15 protein-coding genes and 1 pseudogene are annotated in these 18,483 nt (G+C 66.9%); all 16 read right to left on the minus strand.

Translation table 11 applies throughout. The features are described 5' to 3' along the window. Nucleotides 1-97: 97 nt before the first annotated feature. Nucleotides 98-3,523: pseudogene (gene rpoB, locus ABTV10_RS19770) on the minus strand (DNA-directed RNA polymerase subunit beta); the annotation flags it as partial. A gap of 483 nt (nucleotides 3,524-4,006) precedes the next feature. Next, complete coding sequence (locus tag ABTV10_RS19775; protein ID WP_499029580.1) at nucleotides 4,007-4,774, minus strand: hypothetical protein; 768 nt, start codon at nucleotides 4,772-4,774, stop codon at nucleotides 4,007-4,009. 74 nt (nucleotides 4,775-4,848) lie between these two features. Further along, nucleotides 4,849-5,478 carry a hypothetical protein gene (locus ABTV10_RS19780; RefSeq protein ID WP_499029583.1) on the minus strand — a complete coding sequence of 210 codons (630 nt, stop codon included), beginning with the start codon at nucleotides 5,476-5,478 and terminating at the stop codon, nucleotides 4,849-4,851. Between the two features lie 40 nt (nucleotides 5,479-5,518). Beyond that, the gene (locus ABTV10_RS19785) at nucleotides 5,519-6,769 is read right to left on the minus strand and encodes an MCE family protein (protein ID WP_433606752.1); all 1,251 of its coding nucleotides are present in this window, start codon (nucleotides 6,767-6,769) and stop codon (nucleotides 5,519-5,521) included. Beyond that, the gene (locus tag ABTV10_RS19790; protein ID WP_499029586.1) at nucleotides 6,769-8,013 is read right to left on the minus strand and encodes an MCE family protein; all 1,245 of its coding nucleotides are present in this window, start codon (nucleotides 8,011-8,013) and stop codon (nucleotides 6,769-6,771) included. Before ABTV10_RS19790 ends, ABTV10_RS19785 begins: the two co-directional genes overlap by 1 nt. Beyond that, nucleotides 8,010-9,248 carry an MCE family protein gene (locus ABTV10_RS19795; RefSeq protein WP_499029588.1) on the minus strand — a complete coding sequence of 413 codons (1,239 nt, stop codon included), beginning with the start codon at nucleotides 9,246-9,248 and terminating at the stop codon, nucleotides 8,010-8,012. The genes ABTV10_RS19790 and ABTV10_RS19795 overlap by 4 nt, the downstream gene beginning before the upstream one ends. Continuing rightward, a complete protein-coding gene (locus ABTV10_RS19800) occupies nucleotides 9,248-10,255 on the minus strand; it encodes an MCE family protein (protein ID WP_499029590.1) in 1,008 nt (335 codons plus the stop codon). The genes ABTV10_RS19795 and ABTV10_RS19800 overlap by 1 nt, the downstream gene beginning before the upstream one ends. Then, a complete protein-coding gene (locus ABTV10_RS19805) occupies nucleotides 10,252-11,328 on the minus strand; it encodes an MCE family protein (RefSeq protein ID WP_499029592.1) in 1,077 nt (358 codons plus the stop codon). The genes ABTV10_RS19800 and ABTV10_RS19805 overlap by 4 nt, the downstream gene beginning before the upstream one ends. Beyond that, nucleotides 11,325-12,662, minus strand: coding sequence for an MCE family protein (locus ABTV10_RS19810; protein ID WP_499029594.1), 1,338 nt, complete (start codon nucleotides 12,660-12,662; stop codon nucleotides 11,325-11,327). Before ABTV10_RS19810 ends, ABTV10_RS19805 begins: the two co-directional genes overlap by 4 nt. Then, on the minus strand, nucleotides 12,659-13,519 hold the full coding sequence (locus tag ABTV10_RS19815; RefSeq protein WP_433606758.1) for an MlaE family ABC transporter permease: 861 nt from the start codon (nucleotides 13,517-13,519) through the stop codon (nucleotides 12,659-12,661). The genes ABTV10_RS19810 and ABTV10_RS19815 overlap by 4 nt, the downstream gene beginning before the upstream one ends. A 4-nt stretch (nucleotides 13,520-13,523) precedes the next feature. Further along, the gene (locus tag ABTV10_RS19820; protein WP_499029597.1) at nucleotides 13,524-14,318 is read right to left on the minus strand and encodes an MlaE family ABC transporter permease; all 795 of its coding nucleotides are present in this window, start codon (nucleotides 14,316-14,318) and stop codon (nucleotides 13,524-13,526) included. Between the two features lie 9 nt (nucleotides 14,319-14,327). Further along, a complete protein-coding gene (locus ABTV10_RS19825) occupies nucleotides 14,328-15,377 on the minus strand; it encodes an ABC transporter ATP-binding protein (protein ID WP_433606762.1) in 1,050 nt (349 codons plus the stop codon). 230 nt (nucleotides 15,378-15,607) lie between these two features. Beyond that, complete coding sequence (rplL, locus tag ABTV10_RS19830; protein ID WP_433606764.1) at nucleotides 15,608-15,994, minus strand: 50S ribosomal protein L7/L12; 387 nt, start codon at nucleotides 15,992-15,994, stop codon at nucleotides 15,608-15,610. A gap of 85 nt (nucleotides 15,995-16,079) precedes the next feature. Continuing rightward, nucleotides 16,080-16,634: a 50S ribosomal protein L10 gene (gene rplJ / locus ABTV10_RS19835; RefSeq protein WP_433606767.1), complete on the minus strand. Its 555-nt coding sequence runs from the start codon at nucleotides 16,632-16,634 to the stop codon at nucleotides 16,080-16,082. 462 nt (nucleotides 16,635-17,096) lie between these two features. After that, entirely contained in the window at nucleotides 17,097-17,810 is a 714-nt protein-coding gene (gene rplA, locus ABTV10_RS19840) for a 50S ribosomal protein L1 (protein WP_433606769.1), read from the minus strand. A 128-nt stretch (nucleotides 17,811-17,938) separates the two neighbouring features. Further along, entirely contained in the window at nucleotides 17,939-18,373 is a 435-nt protein-coding gene (rplK, locus tag ABTV10_RS19845) for a 50S ribosomal protein L11 (RefSeq protein ID WP_031937663.1), read from the minus strand. Nucleotides 18,374-18,483: the final 110 nt, after the last annotated feature.

Here is an 18,483-nt window from a genome sequence, read left to right on the forward strand (position 1 = left end):
CAGCGGGTGAGGTCCGCTTCTCCTGACTGCCAATTCAAATGTGCTCTAGCGCCCCCGGGCCGCGCAGTTGGTGCGCGCACGGCCCGGGGACCGAAAACTAGTTCGCGAGATCGTCCACGGTCGCGGCCTCGTTCCGGGACAGGTTGATGCCCAGGTTCGCGGCGGCACGCTCGAGGTCCTCGTCGTCGCCGTCCGCCATCGCGATGGCCGCGCCGTCCGAGGACAGCACCTCCACGTTGAGGCAGAGCGACTGGAGCTCCTTGAGGAGCACCTTGAAGGACTCGGGGATGCCCGGCTCGGGGATGTTCTCGCCCTTGACGATGGCCTCGTACACCTTCACGCGGCCGACCACGTCGTCCGACTTGATGGTGAGCAGCTCCTGCAGGGTGTAGGCGGCGCCGTACGCCTGCATCGCCCAGCACTCCATCTCACCGAAGCGCTGGCCACCGAACTGGGCCTTACCGCCGAGCGGCTGCTGGGTGATCATCGAGTACGGACCAGTCGAACGCGCGTGGATCTTGTCGTCGACCAGGTGGTGCAGCTTGATGATGTACATGTAGCCGACCGACACCGGGTACGGGAACGGCTCGCCGGAGCGACCGTCGAACAGCGTCGCCTTGCCGTCCGACCCGACCATCTGCTCACCGTCACGGTTCGGCAGCGTCGAACCGAGCAGACCGGTGAGCTCGTCCTCCTTGGCACCGTCGAACACCGGCGTCGCGATGTTCGAGTCGGCCGGCGCGGACAGCATCTCCTCGGGCAGGTTCTGCGCCCATTCGGGACGGGTGCCGTCGGCAGCGATCTGCACGTTCCAGCCGGTCTTGCCGATCCAGCCGAGGTGCGTCTCCAGGACCTGACCGATGTTCATACGACGCGGAACACCGTGGGTGTTCAGGATGATGTCGACCGGGGTGCCGTCGGGCAGGAACGGCATGTCCTCCTGCGGGAGGATCTTGCCGATGACGCCCTTGTTGCCGTGGCGGCCGGCGAGCTTGTCGCCGTCCTGGATCTTGCGCTTCTGGGCCACGTAGACGCGGACCAGCTCGTTGACGCCCGGAGGCAGATCGTCGTCGTCCTCGCGCGAGAACACGCGGATGCCGATGACCTTGCCGGACTCACCGTGCGGAACCTTGAGGGACGTGTCGCGAACCTCGCGGGCCTTCTCACCGAAGATCGCGCGCAGCAGTCGCTCCTCCGGGGTCAGCTCGGTCTCGCCCTTCGGGGTGACCTTGCCGACCAGGATGTCGCCGTCGCGGACCTCGGCACCGATGCGGACGATGCCGCGCTCGTCGAGATCGGCCAGCACCTCGTCGGAGACGTTCGGGATGTCCCGGGTGATCTCCTCGGCACCGAGCTTGGTGTCGCGGGCGTCGATCTCGTGCTCCTCGATGTGGATCGAGGTGAGCACGTCCTCCTCCACGAGGCGCTGCGACAGGATGATCGCGTCCTCGTAGTTGTGGCCCTCCCACGGCATGATCGCCACGAGCAGGTTCTTGCCGAGCGCCATCTCGCCGTTCTCGGTGCAGGGGCCGTCGGCGAGGACCTGACCGGCCTCGACGCGCTGGCCCTCGTCCACGATCGGACGCTGGTTGGCGCAGGTGCCCTGGTTGGAGCGCGCGAACTTGCGCAGACGGTACGTCTTGCGGCTCGCGTCGTCGGCCATGACGGTGACGTAGTCGGAGGAGACCTCCTCGACGACACCGCTCTTCTCGGTGACGATGACGTCGCCGGCGTCGACCGCGGCACGCAGCTCCATGCCGGTACCGACCAGCGGGGACTCGCTGCGGACCAGCGGCACCGCCTGACGCTGCATGTTCGCACCCATGAGGGCACGGTTGGCGTCGTCGTGCTCGAGGAACGGAATCATCGCGGTCGCGACGGAGACCATCTGTCGCGGCGAGACGTCCATGTAGTCGACGTCCGAGGACGAGACGAACTCGACCTCGCCACCCTTACGGCGGACCAGGACGCGGTCCTCGGCGAAGTGCCCGGCGGAATCGACCGGCGAGTTGGCCTGCGCCACGACGTGGCGGTCCTCCTCGTCCGCGGTCAGGTAGTCGACCTGGTCGGTGACCTGGCCGTCGACGACCTTGCGGTACGGGGTCTCGATGAAACCGAACGGGTTGACCCGCGCGTACACCGACAGCGATCCGATCAGGCCGATGTTCGGGCCTTCAGGGGTCTCGATGGGGCACATGCGGCCGTAGTGCGACGAGTGGACGTCTCGCACCTCGAGGCCGGCGCGCTCACGCGACAGACCGCCGGGGCCCAGCGCCGACAGACGACGCTTGTGGGTCAGGCCCGACAGCGGGTTGTTCTGGTCCATGAACTGCGACAGCTGGGAGGTTCCGAAGAACTCCTTGATCGCGGCGACGACCGGGCGGATGTTGATCAGGGTCTGCGGCGTGATCGCCTCGACGTCCTGAGTCGTCATGCGCTCGCGGACGACGCGCTCCATGCGGGACAGGCCCACGCGGATCTGATTCTGGATGAGCTCGCCCACAGTGCGCAGACGACGGTTACCGAAGTGGTCGATGTCGTCGACCTCGACGGGGACCTCGACGCCCTCCGGAGCGGTCATCGTGGTGTCGCCGGCGTGCAGACGCACCAGGTACTCGATCGTCGCGACGATGTCTTCCTCGGTGAGGGTCGACGCCTCGATCGGCAGGCCGGTGTTCAGGCCCAGCTTCTTGTTGATCTTGTAGCGGCCCACGCGTGCGAGGTCGTAGCGCTTGTCCTTGAAGAACAGGTTCTCCAGGAGGGTCTGCGCGCTCTCCTTCGTCGGCGGCTCGCCGGGACGCAGCTTGCGGTAGATGTCGAGCAGCGCCTCGTCGGTGCCGGCGGTGTTGTCCTTCTCGAGCGTCGACATCATGATCTCGGAGAAACCGAAACGCTGAGTGATCTGCTCGGTGGTCCAACCGAGCGCCTTGAGCAGCACGGTGACCGGCTGACGGCGCTTGCGGTCGATGCGGACGCCCACGGTGTCGCGCTTGTCGACGTCGAACTCGAGCCACGCACCACGTCCCGGGATGACCTTGACGCTGTGCAGGGTCTTCTCGGTGCTCTTGTCGATCGACTCGTCGAAGTACACGCCCGGCGAACGGACCAGCTGCGAGACGACGACGCGCTCGGTGCCATTGATGATGAACGTGCCCTTGTCAGTCATCATCGGGAAATCACCCATGAAGACCGTCTGGCTCTTGATCTCACCGGTGTTGTTGTTGATGAACTCCGCGGTGACGAACAGCGGCGCCGCGTACGTCATGTCCTTGTCTTTGCACTCGTCGACCGAGGCCTTGACCTCGTCGAAGCGAGGGTCGGAGAAGGACAGGGACATCGACCCCGAGAAGTCCTCGATCGGCGAGAGCTCGGCCAGGATCTCGTCGAGACCACCCTGGACCGCTCCGTCGCCACGCGCGGCTGCGCGCTCACGCCAGCCCTGCGAGCCGATCAACCATTCGAACGAATCAGTCTGTAGATCGAGGAGCCCTGGCACCTCGAGGGGTTCGCGAATCTTCGCGAACGAAACCCTCTTGGGGGCTCCGGGGATTCCGGCAACTGCCTTGGTCTGGCTAGAGACTGCCAAGATGCGTCCTTCCAGCACCTCACGCGGGCCGCTCTTGCTGGTGCGACCGCCGCTGTATCTGCTTCTTCATGTGGGGCGAATTCGCTGGTCACAACCCGAACGAATCCTCGCCACAGGAGCAGGAAGCGGATCACTTCGCCGCAGTGAGGTCGAGAGGTGGACAGGAGGCAGCCAGCGCAACGTCCAAAAGTACACCCAAACTCAGTAGATGTCGAGCCGGGCAGCAGAAAGGACACCCCGGATGGGTGCCGCACGCGGGAATCCGCGTGAATGTTCACGCATAGAGTGACGCGTGATCACCGCCGCGTCAAGCCTAGTCCCGGTGTTTCGACTTGCCATGCTCGTCGGGAGCACCGGGAAGATTCCGGACAGTGGGCGTCGGGCGACAGGAAGGCGCTGACCGATCTGTCGAGCGCCCGACTACTGATCCGCAATGTCAGACAATAGCCACACGCCGTCGACTTTTTCCATCCGAACGATCACCGGGCCGGCGACCCCGTCCTGCGCGACACCGTTCATCTCGGCACTGACCGTCATGTTCACGATCAATTCGGCCCGGTCACCGTCCAGGACTTTCACCCCGACATCACTCACCTCGGCGGTCGTGCTCGTGCCCGACTGCCGAACCGCCGACACCGTCGTGTCGACCGTCTGGTCGAACTCGGCGCGCATCTTCTCCGTCAGCACGCCCCGCGCCCGGTCCGGGTACTGGTCGATGGAGTCGGGCGCGTACTCGGACAGTGTGGTCAGGGCGGAGCGGGCCGCCTCCGCCACCTCCGACGTCGCGGCGACGTCGACGTACGCGGTATTGCTCACCTGCGCTCCCGGCCGAAACGCGGCGACCACCGCGAAGACCGCGGCCACGGCCGCCACCGCACCCAGGACCGCGACCAGCCGCCAGCCGAGCCGCCCGCCCCCCGCCGGCCCCTCCGGTTCCGCGGGCACCCCCGCGGAACCCGGGCCGTCCTCCGCCGCGGAACCCTGCTCGACGACCGGGCCTTGCTCTACGCCGGGGCTCCGCTCGACGACCGTGGCCCCCGACTCCGGCGCCTCGACGGGCACGGAGTCGACCGGGGACGAATCGTCGGCGACGCCCGACGCCGGGCCGGCGGAACGCCCCGCCGTACCGGCGACCTTGGGTCGCCGCTGCGGCGTGTTCAACCTGGTGTTACGACGGATGGGAGGCACTGGAGAACTCCTTTGACGGGCAGCGACGACACCACGCGGGACGTCGACCCGGATCGGGCAGGGCAGGGCAGGCGCTACTGGCCACCGGCGTCGGGGGCGGGCGTGGCCGGTCCGGCGTTCGGATCCGCGGGCGGCGCCGGGGCGGGCGCCGGTGCGGGAGACTCGTCGAGCACCGCGGCGTTGCCGAGATTCACGGACTTCGACGCACGCCATACGCCGTCGTCGCCCTCGTCCATGGTCAACCGCATCGTCACGCGCACCTTGCGTGACGACTGGTCGGGCCACGTCGTCGTCGAGGCGAGGACGACGAGCGCATCGGCGGTCCCGTCGTCGGTGTTCAGCGCCGTCAGGGTCGCACCGAGCACCTCGGCGGTACTGCGGGCCCCGGTCTGTGCCGTCTGCTGGGTGAGCTGGTCCTTCGTCGCGTTCAGGTCGTCGACCAGGCCGCCCGTGATCGACGACTCGATGTTCGCGAACGACGTGTCGAGGTTCGCGGCGTCGAACGAGTTGAGGTTGATCGCGGCCTGCCGGGCGTCGGACAGCGCCGACTCGCGCGCGTCCGCCTCGGGCTTCTCCACGAACGCGGCCCGCGCCCACCCGACACCGAACCATCCGGCCGCCACGACGGCGCCGACGAGGAGAACGACCACCGCAACGGTCGCCGCGACGAGGATCTTGTTGTTCTTGGTCGTGGTGTCCGTCACACGGCAACCTTACTCTCGGGTAACGAATGTTCGCCCGACGCTACCGGACCGGCACGACGCCCATCAGGGTCGCGAGCTGGGTGGCGATCGGGTTCAGGTTCAACTTGTCGGGATCGGTCTTGGGGTTGCTGTCCCACGGCTGCGGGGTCCGCGGATCGGCGTAGACGATACGTTCGGCACTGCGGACACCGGTCGGGTTGCCCTGCTCGACCGCGCACCGCACGTTCGTGTTGAACGGGAAGTCGTCGACGGTGTCGTCGAAGTTCGGGTTCTGGGCCTTCATCTGCGCGAGGATCTCCTGCGTGCCCTCGTAGCCCTGCGTGCACGGGACCGGGTTGTTGGTCTCGAGGACGAGCCCGAAGTGGATGGTCCCGTCGCCGGGCGCGACGGCCGACGCACCCGCCGACAGTGCCGGCAGGAACTGGAACAGCGGCTGCAGCGCGATCGACCGCGGCGCGAGAGTCGTCAGCGTCGTGTCCAGGTTCGTCAGATTCGCGGTGAGGGCGTCGCCGCTGTTCGCCACGACCTTGCCGAGGGAGTCGCTGGCGTCCGTTCCGGTTCCGATCAGTCGGCGGACGTCGGGGTCGCTCGACTTCAGCTGGGCCGCGACCTGCTCGAGGCCGTCGCTGAACTGGCGGATCGCGCCGGACTGTTCGGCCTGGGTGTCGAGCACCGTCCGGCCGTCGCTGATGAGCGCGAGCGTCTGCGGCAGCGCCTCGTTCGCGGTCTCGGTGAAACGGCCGAGCGAATCGACCAGCACCTGCAGGTCGTCCCCCTTGCCGGTCAGCGCTCTGCCCAGTTCCACGACGGTGGTGTGCAGCGCGTCGGTCGGGACCGACCGGGCGAGCCTGTCCACGCTCCCGATCAGGTCCTCGACCGGAATCGGCGTGGCCGTGTTCGGTTCGGTGATCACCGATCCGTCGGTGAGGTAGGGGCCCTCGTCGGTGTCCGGCTGCAGATCCACGTACTGCTCACCGATCGCCGACCGGTTGGCGACCACGGCCTTGGCCGACGCCGGGATCTGAGGCGCACCGTCGCTGATCATGAGCGCGACGGACACGCCGTCCTCGGTCAGGGTGAGGTCACCGACCCGCCCGACGGGCACACCGCGGTACGTCACCTCGGCGTTGGTGAAGATGCCGCCGGAGTTCGCGAGCTGCGCGTCCACCTGGTACTCGCCGAATCCCAGCAGCGTGTCCAGACGCACGTACTTGGCGCCGACGTAGCTGATGCCGAGCACCGCGACGACGACGAACGCCACCAACTGCCACCTGGCGAGACGCGAGACCATTACCCACCCACCCCCAGCTGCTTCAAGAACGCATCGAACGGGTTCTGCTGCGCGGACACCGGCGCGGTGCCTGGCGCGGGAACCGGGTCGGGCACGATCGGCGGCAGCGGCAGCAGCGACACCGTCGGCCAGCCCGGGCGCGCGCCGTTGCCGTTGTAGTACGGGTTGCTCGGGTTCACGGGCACCGGCGGACCGTACTTCGGCGGGTAGTACACCGGGTCGGGCTTGCCGACGCCGAGGTTCGACAGAGTGTCCCCGATCTGCAGGTCGATGGACAGGAACACGTTGGACATGCCGCCGTGGATCGAGGGGATGATCGAGTCCGGGAACGGGAACGTGGGCACGATCGGCGCCGACGCAATGATGTCCGGGGTGGCCTCCGCGAGCTGCTGCAGTGTGGGCCGCAGCGCCCGCAGATCCGCGATCAGATCGTCCTTCGACTCGTTGATGACGTCGCTGCCGACCTGCCCGAGCCGATCCACCTGCGCAAGCATCTGCACCAGCTGCGGACGCTGCTCGGCGAGGATGTTCACGCCCTCCGGCAGCTCGTCGAGGATCTTCTCGAGTTTGGACGTCTGGTCGCCGACGCGCACGCTGAGCGTGTCGAGGCCGTCCAGCGCGCGGGTGATCGAGTCGCGCTGCTCGTCGAGTCCCGCGATGAGAGTGTTCGCCTGCTCGAGCAGGCCGCGGACCTTCGTCTCGCGACCGTCGAGTGCCTTCTCGAGTTCCGAGACGATCGGCTGCAGCTGTGCGACGCCACCACCATTGAGCAGCAGAGACAGCGCACCGAGTACCTGCTCGATGTCGGTGGCGTGGCGGGTGCGGTCCACCGGGATGGTGTCGCCGCTCGCCAGCCGCTCGGTCGACGGATTCACGTCCGGCGCCGAGATCGCGATGAACTTCTCGCCCAGCAGGTTCGACTGCTGCACCTCCGCGACCGCGTTGGCCGGCAGGTCGACCGAACTGTTGACCAGCGTGTCGACCTGCGCGGTCCAGCCGTCGGACGCCACCTCGATGGTCTCGACCCGGCCCACCGGAACACCGTCGACCTTGACGGTCGACTGGGGTACCAGATCGAGCACGTCGTCGAACTCGATCTTCACGTGCATCGGATCGTTACCGATGTCGGCGCCGCCGGGCAGCGGGACCGAGTAGATGCCACCCGACGAGCACCCGGTCGCGGCCACCGCGAGCACGCACATTCCCGCGGCCATCGCTGCGGCCCTCGTCCGCACAGTCCTCACGGCGTGCCCCCCGGGGTTCCGCCCAACCGCGGCGACGGCGTGCCCGGGACAGTGCCCGGCACAGTCCCGCGCTGCAGGTTGTCGCCGCTCAGGATGCCGAGCGGCAGGTTCAACGTCGGCGTCTTCACACCGGCCGTCAGCTGATCCGTGACGACCTTGCAGTTGTCGATGAGCGGCTTCATCTGCCGCCCCAGCGCCTCGAACCGCGGATCCCCCGGCATCAGCTTCGCGACGTCGATGAGCTTGCAGCCCAGGCCGAACGGATCCTGCAGGTCCGGCAGGTCGACGCGCATCTGCAGCGTGCCCGACTCGGCGTCGTGCGCGTTGACCAGATTGCTGATCGCCAGCGGAATCGTCACCAGCGCCTCCGCGAGCGCGTCGCGCTGGTCGGCGACCGTCTGGGTGACGGTGGTGAGCCCGTCGAGATTCTGCGCGAGCAGGTCCCGGTTGTTCTCGACGAACCGGGCGACGTCGCCGAGCGCGAGCGACAGCTGGTTCAGCGCCAGCCCCAGATTCTCCTTCTCCCCCGCCAGGAATCCACTCAAGTCGGCCAGCTGGGTGTTGAACTGGCGCACCTGCGCGTCGTTCGCGGCGAGCGCGCCGACGAACACCTGCAGGTTCTTGACGGTGTCGAAGATGTCGGCGCGCGAGTCCGACAGCGTGCGCGCCGCCGCGGACAGCTGTGTGAACGTGTTGCCCAGCGCGTCGCCGTTGCCGTCGAGGTTCGCGGCGGCGGTGTCGACGAGGTCGGACAGCGCACCGTCCTTGTTGGCCCCGTTCGGGCCGAGTGCCTCCGACAGCTCGGTGACGCTGGCGTACAGCTCGTCGACCTCGACCGGTGTGGCCGTGCGGTCCCGCGGGATCGTCGCGTCCCGGCTCATCTTCTCGCCGCCCGTGTAGGCCGGCGTGAGCTGGATGTAGCGGTCGGAGACGACCGACGGCGTGATCTGCGCGGCCCTCGCGTCGGCCGGGATGTCGACGCCGCGCTCGACGGTCATCGTCACCTGCACCTGTTCGCCCTGCGGAACCACCGAATCGACCCTGCCGACCTTCACACCGAGGACGCGCACGTCGGAGCCCTCGTAGATGCCCACCGACTTGTCGAAGTATGCGGTGATCCTGGTGGTGCCCGCGTTCTGGAACGCCCACCACAGAACGCCGGCCGCCACGACCGCGAGGGCCGTGATCAGCGCCACGGGAATCCACCTGCGGGCGCCTGCCCGAATCTCGCTCATCAGTTACCCCCCAGGGTGCGGAAGGGCTCGCGGTATCCGGGGATGTCCGGCAGCCCGGGCGGGGTCAGGTTGGTCACGACTGTGTCGAACCAGCGGCCGTTCCCGAGGACATTGGCGTAGATGCGGTAGAACGGCGCCGCGTACTCGAGCGCCTTGCTCACGTTCTGTTGGTTCGCGTTGAGGATGTCGATGACGCCCTGCAGCTGCGTGAGCGCCGGGGTGATCTGGGCCTCGTTGTCCGCGACCAGGCCGGTGAGCTCCCGCGACAGCGTCTGGGTGCTGACGAGCAGCTGACCGATCGCCTGCTGGCGGGTGTTGAGCTCCGCGAGCAGCGTGCCGCCGTTCGCGAGGATCTTCTCGAACTGCTCGTTCCGGTCGGCGAGAATCTGCGAGGTCTGCTTGGTCGCCTCGAACAGCTTTCCGAGTTCCTGGTCGCGCTTGGCGATGGTCTCGGACAGCCGGGCGACGCCGTCGAGCGAACCCCGGATCTCGTCGGGGGTTCCGGCGAACGACTGCGACAGCACCTCGAAGCTCGACGCCAGTTGCGTCGTGTCGATCTCCGCGAGCGTCGTCGCGGCGTCGCCGAAGGCGTCGATGACGTCGTACGGCGACGTGGTCCGCTCGAGCGGGATCGGTGTTCCCGGGTCGAGCACCTCGGTGCCGCGCGGGTCGAGGGCCAGGTACTTCTGCCCCAGGATCGTCTTGATCTGGATCGACGCCGTGGACTGGTCGCCCACCCACGCGTCCTTGGTCTGGAACGTCACCAGGACACGGTCACCGGCCAGGTCGATGTCGGTGACCTTGCCGATCTTCACACCGGCCACCCGCACCTCGTTGCCGGGCTTGAGACCGGCGGCCTCCGAGAACTCGGCGGTGTACCGATTGGCGGCGCCGACGATCGGCAGGCTGTCGAGGAAGAACGCCGACATGGTCGCGAGCAGGATCACCAGGATGCCGAGGCCACCGGTGACCGCCGGATTGCGCTTCTTCGTCGCGTGACTCGTCACTGGCCACCGTCCGCGTAGCAACGAGGAGCCGCGTTCGTGTAGATGGGCTGGTTGATCGTCGGAAGGTTCGTCGGCAAGTTGAGCTGCGGCGCCGTTCCCGGCCCGGCGACGATGTCGATGCCGCACAGGTAGAACTGGAACCACGACCCGTAGCTGCCCGCGCGCCCCAGCTTCTCCATCTTCACCGGCAGGTTCGCGAGCACCTGGTTCACGTCGTCGGATCGCTCGTTGACGTGCCCGGCCAGCGCGTTGAGACCCGCGATCGAACCCTGGATCGACGGCCGGGTCGGCACCAGGAGATCGGCGGTCGCGTCGGTCAGCTCGGACAGCGACTGCACCGACCGGCCGATCACACCGCGGTCGGCGTTCAGCCCGCTCACCAGGCGCTCGGTGTTCACGATCAGCTGGTCGACCTGCTCGTCACGCTTGTTGACGGTGTCGAGGACGTGGTTGAGATTGGTGATCAGCTCGCCGATCACCTTGTCCTTGTCGGCGATCGTGTTGGTCAGGGACGCGGTGTTCGCCACGAGTTCCTCGATCGTTCCGCCCTCCCCCTGGAACACCTGGATGATCTGGTACGACAGCTTGTTGACGTCGTCGGCGCTGAGCGTCTGGAACAGCGGCCGGAACCCGTTGAACAGCGTCGTGAGGTTCACGGCCGGCTTGGTCCGGTCGAGTGGGATCGTCTCCCCCGCGTTCATCTTGTACCCCTGTTGACCGGTCCCCTGCTCGAGCGCGATGTATCGCTGCCCGACGAGGTTGCGGAACCGGATCGTCGCCGTCGTGCTGGCGGGCAGCCAGTCCCGGTCGGTGAGCGCGAACTCGACCTGCGCTTCCCGGTCGTCGACGATCTCGATCTTGGTCACCTGGCCCACCCGGACACCGGCGATGCGGACCTCGTCACCCTTGTTGAGCGACGTCACGTCGGTGAACCGCGCATTGAACTTCGTTCCCCCCGCGGAACTGGTGTTCGCGATCGTGAGAGCGAGAAAGCCCGTCGCGACGATGGTGACCACCGCGAAGATCAGCAGTTTGGTGAGCGGCGCAGCCACCCCTCGCAGCTGTCGCTTCACTTGACGCTCACCTCCTTTCCGCGCAGTGCCGGGGCACCGATCCTGGTGGTCCACGACGGCACGTCCTCCGGAGCGATGCCGGTCGCCTCGCCGTACACGACGGCCAGGGTGTCGCGCTCGAGTTGCGAGCCCACGTACGTCACGGGCGCGGTCGCCGACGGCATCACCGAGTACTGCGGAGCCGGGACGTCCGGGATGTTCTGGTCGCCCGCGTTCCGGGTCGGGACCTGGTACGAACCGTCGTGGATCGAGCCGCCCGGGTACTGGCCGATGTCGGTGCCCAGCGAAGGCGCCTCGTAGCAGCGCGGCCCGCGGGTGTCGATCAGCCGGGGCTCGTCCTGGTTGGGCAGGTAGCGGCCGCGGGGATTGACGAGTTCGATGGTCGCCCGTGCACCCGGCAGGTCTGTGCCCTCGCCGGTGATCGCACCGGACCGCGCCATCACGTCCGCGAAGTTGGCGAACGTGCAGCCGAACGTCCCGGAGAACCGCGCGAGGATCTCGAGCGCCTCCCGCGAGTCCGCCGCGATCGAGACGAGCGAATCACGGTTGGCGGTGAGCAGATCGGCGGTGCTCGCACCGGTCGAGGTCACCGACGCCATGAGCGCGTCGATCGAGCTCCGCTCCTGCACGACGGTGGCGTTCGTGGTGCGCAGGCTGTCGAGCGCGTTGATCAGCTGCGGCGCGGCATCGGAGTACGTCTGGGTAAACGTCGCGAAGCTCTGCAGCCCGGCCTTCAGGTCCGGCATCCGCGTGTTGACGCCGGCGAAGATCGTGTCGAGCTGGTCGAGCGTGACCCCGAGCTGTTCGCCGCGGCCGTCGAGCGCCTGCGACAGTGCCCCCAGCGTCGACGCCAGACTCTCCGGCGGGATGGCCTGCAGCAGCGGCAGCAGGCCGTCGAGCATCTTGCCGAGTTCGACAGCGTTGCCGCTCTTGTCCTGGTAGATGGTGCCGCCGGCCTCGATCGGGTTCGGGCTCGGATTTTCGGGGATCACCAGGTCGACGTACCGCTCGCCGAACAGCGTCTTCGGGAGGAGGCGCGCGGTGGCGTTCGACGGGATCAGCTCGGCCTTGTCGGGCTCGATCGCCATGACCGAGGTGACCTTGCCGTTCTCGGTCGACGCGCCCCGCACCTCACCGACGATGAGGCCGCGGACCTTGACGTCCGCGTTGCGCGGCAGCGCGTTGCCGACGGTGTCGGTCACGAGATCGACCTTGACGACGGGCTTGAACGTCTTGGTGTAGCTGGCGATCGTCCCGCCCACGAACAGGGCCAGGACCAGGAAGAACGCGACTCCCAGGATGCGGCGGCGCAGCTTCGACGGTGTCTCGATCATCCGGCCACCCGCACCGTGGTCGTCGTGCCCCAGATCGCAAGGCTCAGGAAGAAGTCCAGGACGGCGATGGTGACGATGGCGGTGCGCACGGCGTGGCCGACCGCGACACCGACGCCGGCCGGGCCGCCGCGGGCGTGGAACCCGTAGTAGCAGTGGACGAGGATCAGGACGAACGCGAACACCAGCACCTTGCCGAAGGACCACAACACGTCCTCGGGCGGCAGGAACAGGTTGAAGTAGTGGTCGTACGACCCCGTGGACTGGCCGTTGAACACGGTGCTCACGACACGCGACGCTAGGTACGCAGCGAGCAGGCCGACGATGTACAGCGGGATCACCGCGACGAAGCCGGCGATCATCCGGGTCGTGACGAGGAACGGCACGCTGGGCACCGCCATCACCTCGAGCGCGTCGATCTCCTCCGAAATCCGCATCGCACCGAGCTGGGCGGTGAAACCACAGCCGACCGTGGCCGACAGCGCGAGCGCCGCGACGACCGGCGCGATCTCCCGGGTGTTGACGTACGCCGACAAGAAGCCGGTCAGCACGGAGCTGCCGATCTGATCGAGGGCCGCGAAACCCTGCAGACCGACGACGACGCCGGTGAACCCGGACATCATCACGATGACGCCGATGGTGCCGCCGATCACCGCGAGCGCGCCGCTGCCGAAGGTCACCTCGGCGAGCAGTCGCAGCATCTCCTTGCGGTAGCGGCGCAGCGTCCGCGGCGTCCACGCGATGGCCCGGGAGTAGAACGACATCTGCTCGCCGGCGTTGTCGAGCACGTCGAGCGGCTTGCGCGCCCAGCGTCGCGCCCGGATCAGTGCGTAGTCGCCGCGACCCCGTGCGATCGTCATCGACTCATGCCCCCTTCGCCGGGACGATCTGCAGGTACACGGTGGTGAGGATCAGGTTCGCAAAGAACAACACCAGGAACGTGATGACGACGGCCTGGTTCACCGCCTCCCCGACGCCCTTGGGCCCTCCCTTGGGCGTGAGTCCCTTGTAGGCCGCGATGACACCCGCGATGACGCCGAAGATCGCCGCCTTGACCTCGGCGATGTACAGGTCGGGCAGCTGTGCGAGCGCCGAGAACGATGCGAGGTAGGCGCCGGGGGTACCGCCCTGGAGGATGACGTTGAAGAAGTAGCCACCCGCGATGCCGACGACCGAGACCAGACCGTTGAGCAACACCGCGACCAACACCATCGCGAGGACCCGCGGAACGACCAGGCGCTGGACCGGGTTGATGCCGAGCACCTCCATCGCGTCGATCTCCTCCCGGATCGTCCGCGAACCCAGATCGGCGGTGACGGCCGAACCCGCCGCGCCGGCGATCAGCAGAGCCGTCACGATCGGACTGCCCTGCTGGATCACGGCGAGAACACTGGCGGCGCCTGTGAAGGCTTCGGCACCCAACTGTTTGATCAGCGAGCCGGTCTGCAACGACACGACCGCACCGAACGGAATCGCGACGAGCGCTGTCGGGAGGATCGTCACGCTCGCGATGAACCACGCCTGTTCGATGAACTCCTTGAACTGGAACGGCCGCTTGAACGTGTTGCGAACGACGTCGACGAACAGTTGGACGATGTTGCCGGCCTGGGTCAACGCCCCGGTGACCGGCTTCATCATCGAAGCGCGCGCGCCCCCCATACGCGGTCCTTAACCGCGCCCGAAGGTGGACTGTCCGAGTCCCCCGTCGTCGTACGTGGGAATCACCTGGGTCGCCTGGTCGTCGTTCATGCTCGCAAGGATGCTCTGCTGGGCCTCGTACGGCAGCGTGTGCAGGATCTGGCGGACGCGGGCCTGACGGCGAGCGACCGCCTGACGGAACGGCAGTCCGGGCGTGGCCTGCATCTGCGGCACCACACCGTAGACGTCGTCGGTGCCGCCGTGATGGTGACCGGCGTCGACGAGCGCCTGCTCGTGCGCCATCTGGGCCTCGTCCTTCTCCTCCGACATGCCGATCGGGCCGATCTTGGACCCGTTGAGGAACTGGTGCACCACGGGTTCGTCGCTGGTGAGCAGCACCTCACGCGGACCGAACATGACGAGCTGCTTGCGGAACAGCATGCCCAGGTTGTCGGGCACGGTGCGGGCCAGGTTGATGTTGTGCGTCACGATGAGGATCGTCGCGTCGATCTGCGCGTTGATGTCGATCAGCAGCTGGCTGAGGTACGTCGTGCGGACCGGGTCGAGGCCCGAGTCCGGCTCGTCGACGAGGATGATCTGGGGATCGAGCACCAGGGCGCGAGCGAGTCCGGCGCGCTTGCGCATACCGCCGGAGATCTCGCCGGGGAGCTTGCCCTCGGCCCCGACGAGGCCGTTGAGCTCGAGCTTCTCCATGACGATCTTGCGGATCTCGGACTCGGACTTCTTGGTGTGCTCACGCAGCGGGAAGGCCACATTGTCGTACAGGTTCATCGAGCCGAACAGTGCGCCGTCCTGGAACAGGACGCCGAACAGCTTCCGGATCTCGTACAACTCCTTCGAGGAGCACTGCAGGATGTCGGTCCCGTCGATGACGATCGACCCCTCCTCGGGCCGCAGCAGACCGATCAGGGACTTGAGGAACACCGACTTGCCGGTACCGGACGGGCCCAGCAGCGCGCTGACCTCTCCGGCCGGCAGCGTGAGCGTCACGTCCTGCCAGATCTTCTGCGAGCCGAAAGACTTCGTGAGTCCTTCGACTGCTACCTCGACTCCCACCATTACCTCCTGCGTTCAGGCACGTCCCCCCACTGTGATCCACTGTGGGTTGCGTCACTCTATCGCATCGAAGTGTTATCCGTGACACCGCATATTACTTATGAGTAAGTAAGCCGACAAGACCCGACAGTCCCGACGACTGGGACAGGTCGGGCGACGACGAAGAGGGCCGCCCCCGAACGGGGACGGCCCTCTTCTCGATGCTTCGTCAGGAAGCAGCGCAGAAAAACGTCTTACTTGACGGTGATCTTCGCGCCGGCAGCCTCGAGCTTCTCCTTGGCAGCGTCAGCTGCGTCCTTGGCGACCTTCTCCAGGATCGGCTTCGGAGCACCCTCGACGAGGTCCTTGGCTTCCTTCAGGCCCAGGCCGGAGACGACCTCACGGACGACCTTGATGACCTGGATCTTCTTGTCGCCAGCCGACTCCAGGATGACGTCGAACTCGTCCTGCTCGGACTCGGCCTCAGCGGCAGCGGCCGGAGCGCCGGCAGCGGCAACGGCAACCGGAGCAGCAGCGGTGACCTCGAAGGTCTCCTCGAACGCCTTCACGAACTCCGAGAGCTCGAGCAGGGTCAGCTCCTTGAACTGGTCCAGCAACTCTTCGGTGGTGAGCTTCGCCATGGTGGCGGTCCTTCCTCTTAAGTCCTGTGTCGCTGATCCGCGACCGGACAGGTGGTGATGGTTGTGATGCGCAGGTGCGGATCAGCTATTCGGCAGCGGCGTCGGCGGGAGCCTCGGCCCCACCCTCCGCAGCCTTCTTCTCCTGCAGCGCGGCGGCCAGACGGGCCACCTGCGAAGCGGGAGCGTTGAACAGGCCAGCGGCCTTTGCCAAGTTGCCCTTCATCGCGCCGGCGAGCTTGGCCAACAGGATCTCGCGGGACTCGAGGTCCGCGATCTGGTTGACCTGCTCCACGGACAGCGCAGCGCCGTCCATGTACCCGCCCTTGATGACGAGTGCCTTGTTGTCCTTAGCGAAGGCCTTGATGGCCTTGGCAGCGTCGACCGGCTCGCCCTTGATGAATGCAATGGCGGTCGGTCCGACGAACAGGTCGTCAAGGCCCTCGACGCCCGCCTCAGCGGCGGCACGCTTGACCAGGGTGTTCTTGGCGACGGAGTAGGTGGCACCCTCTCCGAGAGCGCGTCGCAGCTGCGTCAGACTCGTGACCGACAGACCACGGTATTCCGTGATCACGGCGGCGGTCGAGTCCTTGAACTGCTCGGTGATCTCCGCAACTGCGGAAACCTTCTCAGGCTTTGCCATACTTCGCCTCCTCTCGTGACAGTCGTTGTTCCACTTCGGGCCGTGACATGCAAAACGCCCCGGTGCAGGGCACACGGGGCGTACACGAGGAGATCCATCCATCCGGCCGGAGCCGGGCGCAGACAAACATCCCCCACCTCGTCCTCCTGCGTGGGCCGCCGGGCAATCCCGGACCTTCAACCGATTCCATAACTGGGCACGGTGACCAACGGTCTTGGGTAGAACAGTTTTCGGGGCGGAAATCGCATCGAGCACCGAATTCCAACGAGCAGCCTAACGAAGTCGGGGGTCGAGCGCAAAGCGGATACGCCCCGGACTGCCGGATTGTGCCCACCATCACAGCGCCCGTACGAGCCCGGACCGGCCGGGATGGACGCGGCCGGTCCCCTGGAGACGCCGAAGGCCGGCGCAGATGTTTCTGCGCCGGCCTGCGGTGTCGATCAGATCGCGTGAAGCCGCGACTTACTCGGCATCCTCGAGGAGGTTGCGGGTACGGTTCGGGTCCACCGGGATGCCCGGTCCGGTGGTGGTCGAAACCGTGACCTTCTTGACGTAACGGCCCTTCGCCGACGACGGCTTGGCACGCAGGATCTCGTCCAGCGCCGCGCCGTAGTTCTCGACCAGCTTGGCCTCGTCGAACGACGCCTTGCCGATCACGAAGTGCAGGTTGGCCTGCTTGTCGACGCGGAAGTTGATCTTGCCGCCCTTGATGTCGGCGACAGCCTTCGCGACGTCCGGCGTAACGGTGCCGGTCTTCGGGTTCGGCATCAGGCCACGCGGTCCGAGGACGCGGGCGATGCGGCCGACCTTGGCCATCTGGTCAGGGGTGGCGATCGCGGCGTCGAAGTCGGTCCAACCGCCCTGGATGCGCTCGATCAGATCCTCGGAGCCGACGGCGTCCGCACCGGCGGCCTCGGCCTCGGCGGCCTTCTCGCCCACGGCGAAGACGACGACGCGGGCGGTCTTACCGGTGCCGTGCGGCAGGTTGACCGTGCCGCGAACCATCTGGTCCGCCTTGCGGGGGTCGACGCCCAGGCGGACGGCGACCTCGACGGTCGCGTCCATCTTGGCCGACGAGGTCTCCTTGGCCAGCTTCGCAGCCTGCAGGGGGCTGTAGAGCTTGTCCGCGTCGATCTTCTCAGCGGCGGCGAGGTACGCCTTGCTGCGCTTTGCCATTTCTTCTGTCCTTACTTCTCACCCTGGGCCTCGACCCGGGTGAATGGTTCAGTTGTGGTTACGGGCCTGGCCGGCCCTCCCACAGTGGAGGTTCGACCCTGCAGTGTGAGTGCGGGGCCTCGCTACGCTCAGCCCTCGACGGTGATACCCATCGAGCGCGCGGTGCCGGCGATGATCTTCGCGGCCGCGTCGATGTCGTTCGCGTTGAGGTCTTCCTGCTTGGTCTTCGCGATCTCGCGCACCTGATCCATGGTCACGGTCGCGACCTTGGTCTTGTGCGGCTCGCCGGAGCCCTTCTGGACACCAGCAGCCTTGAGCAGCAGCTTGGCGGCCGGCGGGGTCTTCAGCTTGAAGTCGAAGGTCCGGTCTTCGTAGACGGAGATCTCGACAGGGATCACGTTGCCGCGCTGGGACTCAGTCGCCGCGTTGTAAGCCTTGCAGAACTCCATGATGTTCACGCCGTGCTGACCGAGCGCGGGACCCACGGGCGGTGCAGGGTTGGCCTGACCGGCCTGGATCTGAAGCTTGATCAGCCCTGCGAGCTTCTTCTTCTTGGGGGGCATCTTCGTTCCTTGTTCTTACTGGGTGTGTTTCTTGCGTACTGCGTGCAAGTGTGTGGGTCCCTGGGTGTCCGGTGCAGGCTGTCCGGCACCGGACGGCCACTGGGGACGGT

The organism is Paraburkholderia sp. RHO2 (assembly GCF_050955445.1).
Classification (GTDB): domain Bacteria; phylum Actinomycetota; class Actinomycetes; order Mycobacteriales; family Mycobacteriaceae; genus Prescottella; species Prescottella agglutinans_A.

Excerpts from the sequence above, each read along its gene's own strand:
- ABTV10_RS19785 (WP_433606752.1), bottom strand. The coding sequence starts at position 6,769 with ATGGTCTCGCGTCTCGCCAGGTGGCAGTTGGTGGCGTTCGTCGTCGTC.
- ABTV10_RS19795 (WP_499029588.1), bottom strand. The coding sequence starts at position 9,248 with ATGAGCGAGATTCGGGCAGGCGCCCGCAGGTGGATTCCCGTGGCGCTG.
- ABTV10_RS19810 (WP_499029594.1), bottom strand. The coding sequence starts at position 12,662 with ATGATCGAGACACCGTCGAAGCTGCGCCGCCGCATCCTGGGAGTCGCG.
- ABTV10_RS19815 (WP_433606758.1), bottom strand. The coding sequence starts at position 13,519 with ATGACGATCGCACGGGGTCGCGGCGACTACGCACTGATCCGGGCGCGA.
- ABTV10_RS19820 (WP_499029597.1), bottom strand. The coding sequence starts at position 14,318 with ATGGGGGGCGCGCGCGCTTCGATGATGAAGCCGGTCACCGGGGCGTTG.
- ABTV10_RS19825 (WP_433606762.1), bottom strand. The coding sequence starts at position 15,377 with ATGGTGGGAGTCGAGGTAGCAGTCGAAGGACTCACGAAGTCTTTCGGC.
- rplL (WP_433606764.1), bottom strand. The coding sequence starts at position 15,994 with ATGGCGAAGCTCACCACCGAAGAGTTGCTGGACCAGTTCAAGGAGCTG.
- rplJ (WP_433606767.1), bottom strand. The coding sequence starts at position 16,634 with ATGGCAAAGCCTGAGAAGGTTTCCGCAGTTGCGGAGATCACCGAGCAG.
- rplA (WP_433606769.1), bottom strand. The coding sequence starts at position 17,810 with ATGGCAAAGCGCAGCAAGGCGTACCTCGCCGCCGCTGAGAAGATCGAC.
- rplK (WP_031937663.1), bottom strand. The coding sequence starts at position 18,373 with ATGCCCCCCAAGAAGAAGAAGCTCGCAGGGCTGATCAAGCTTCAGATC.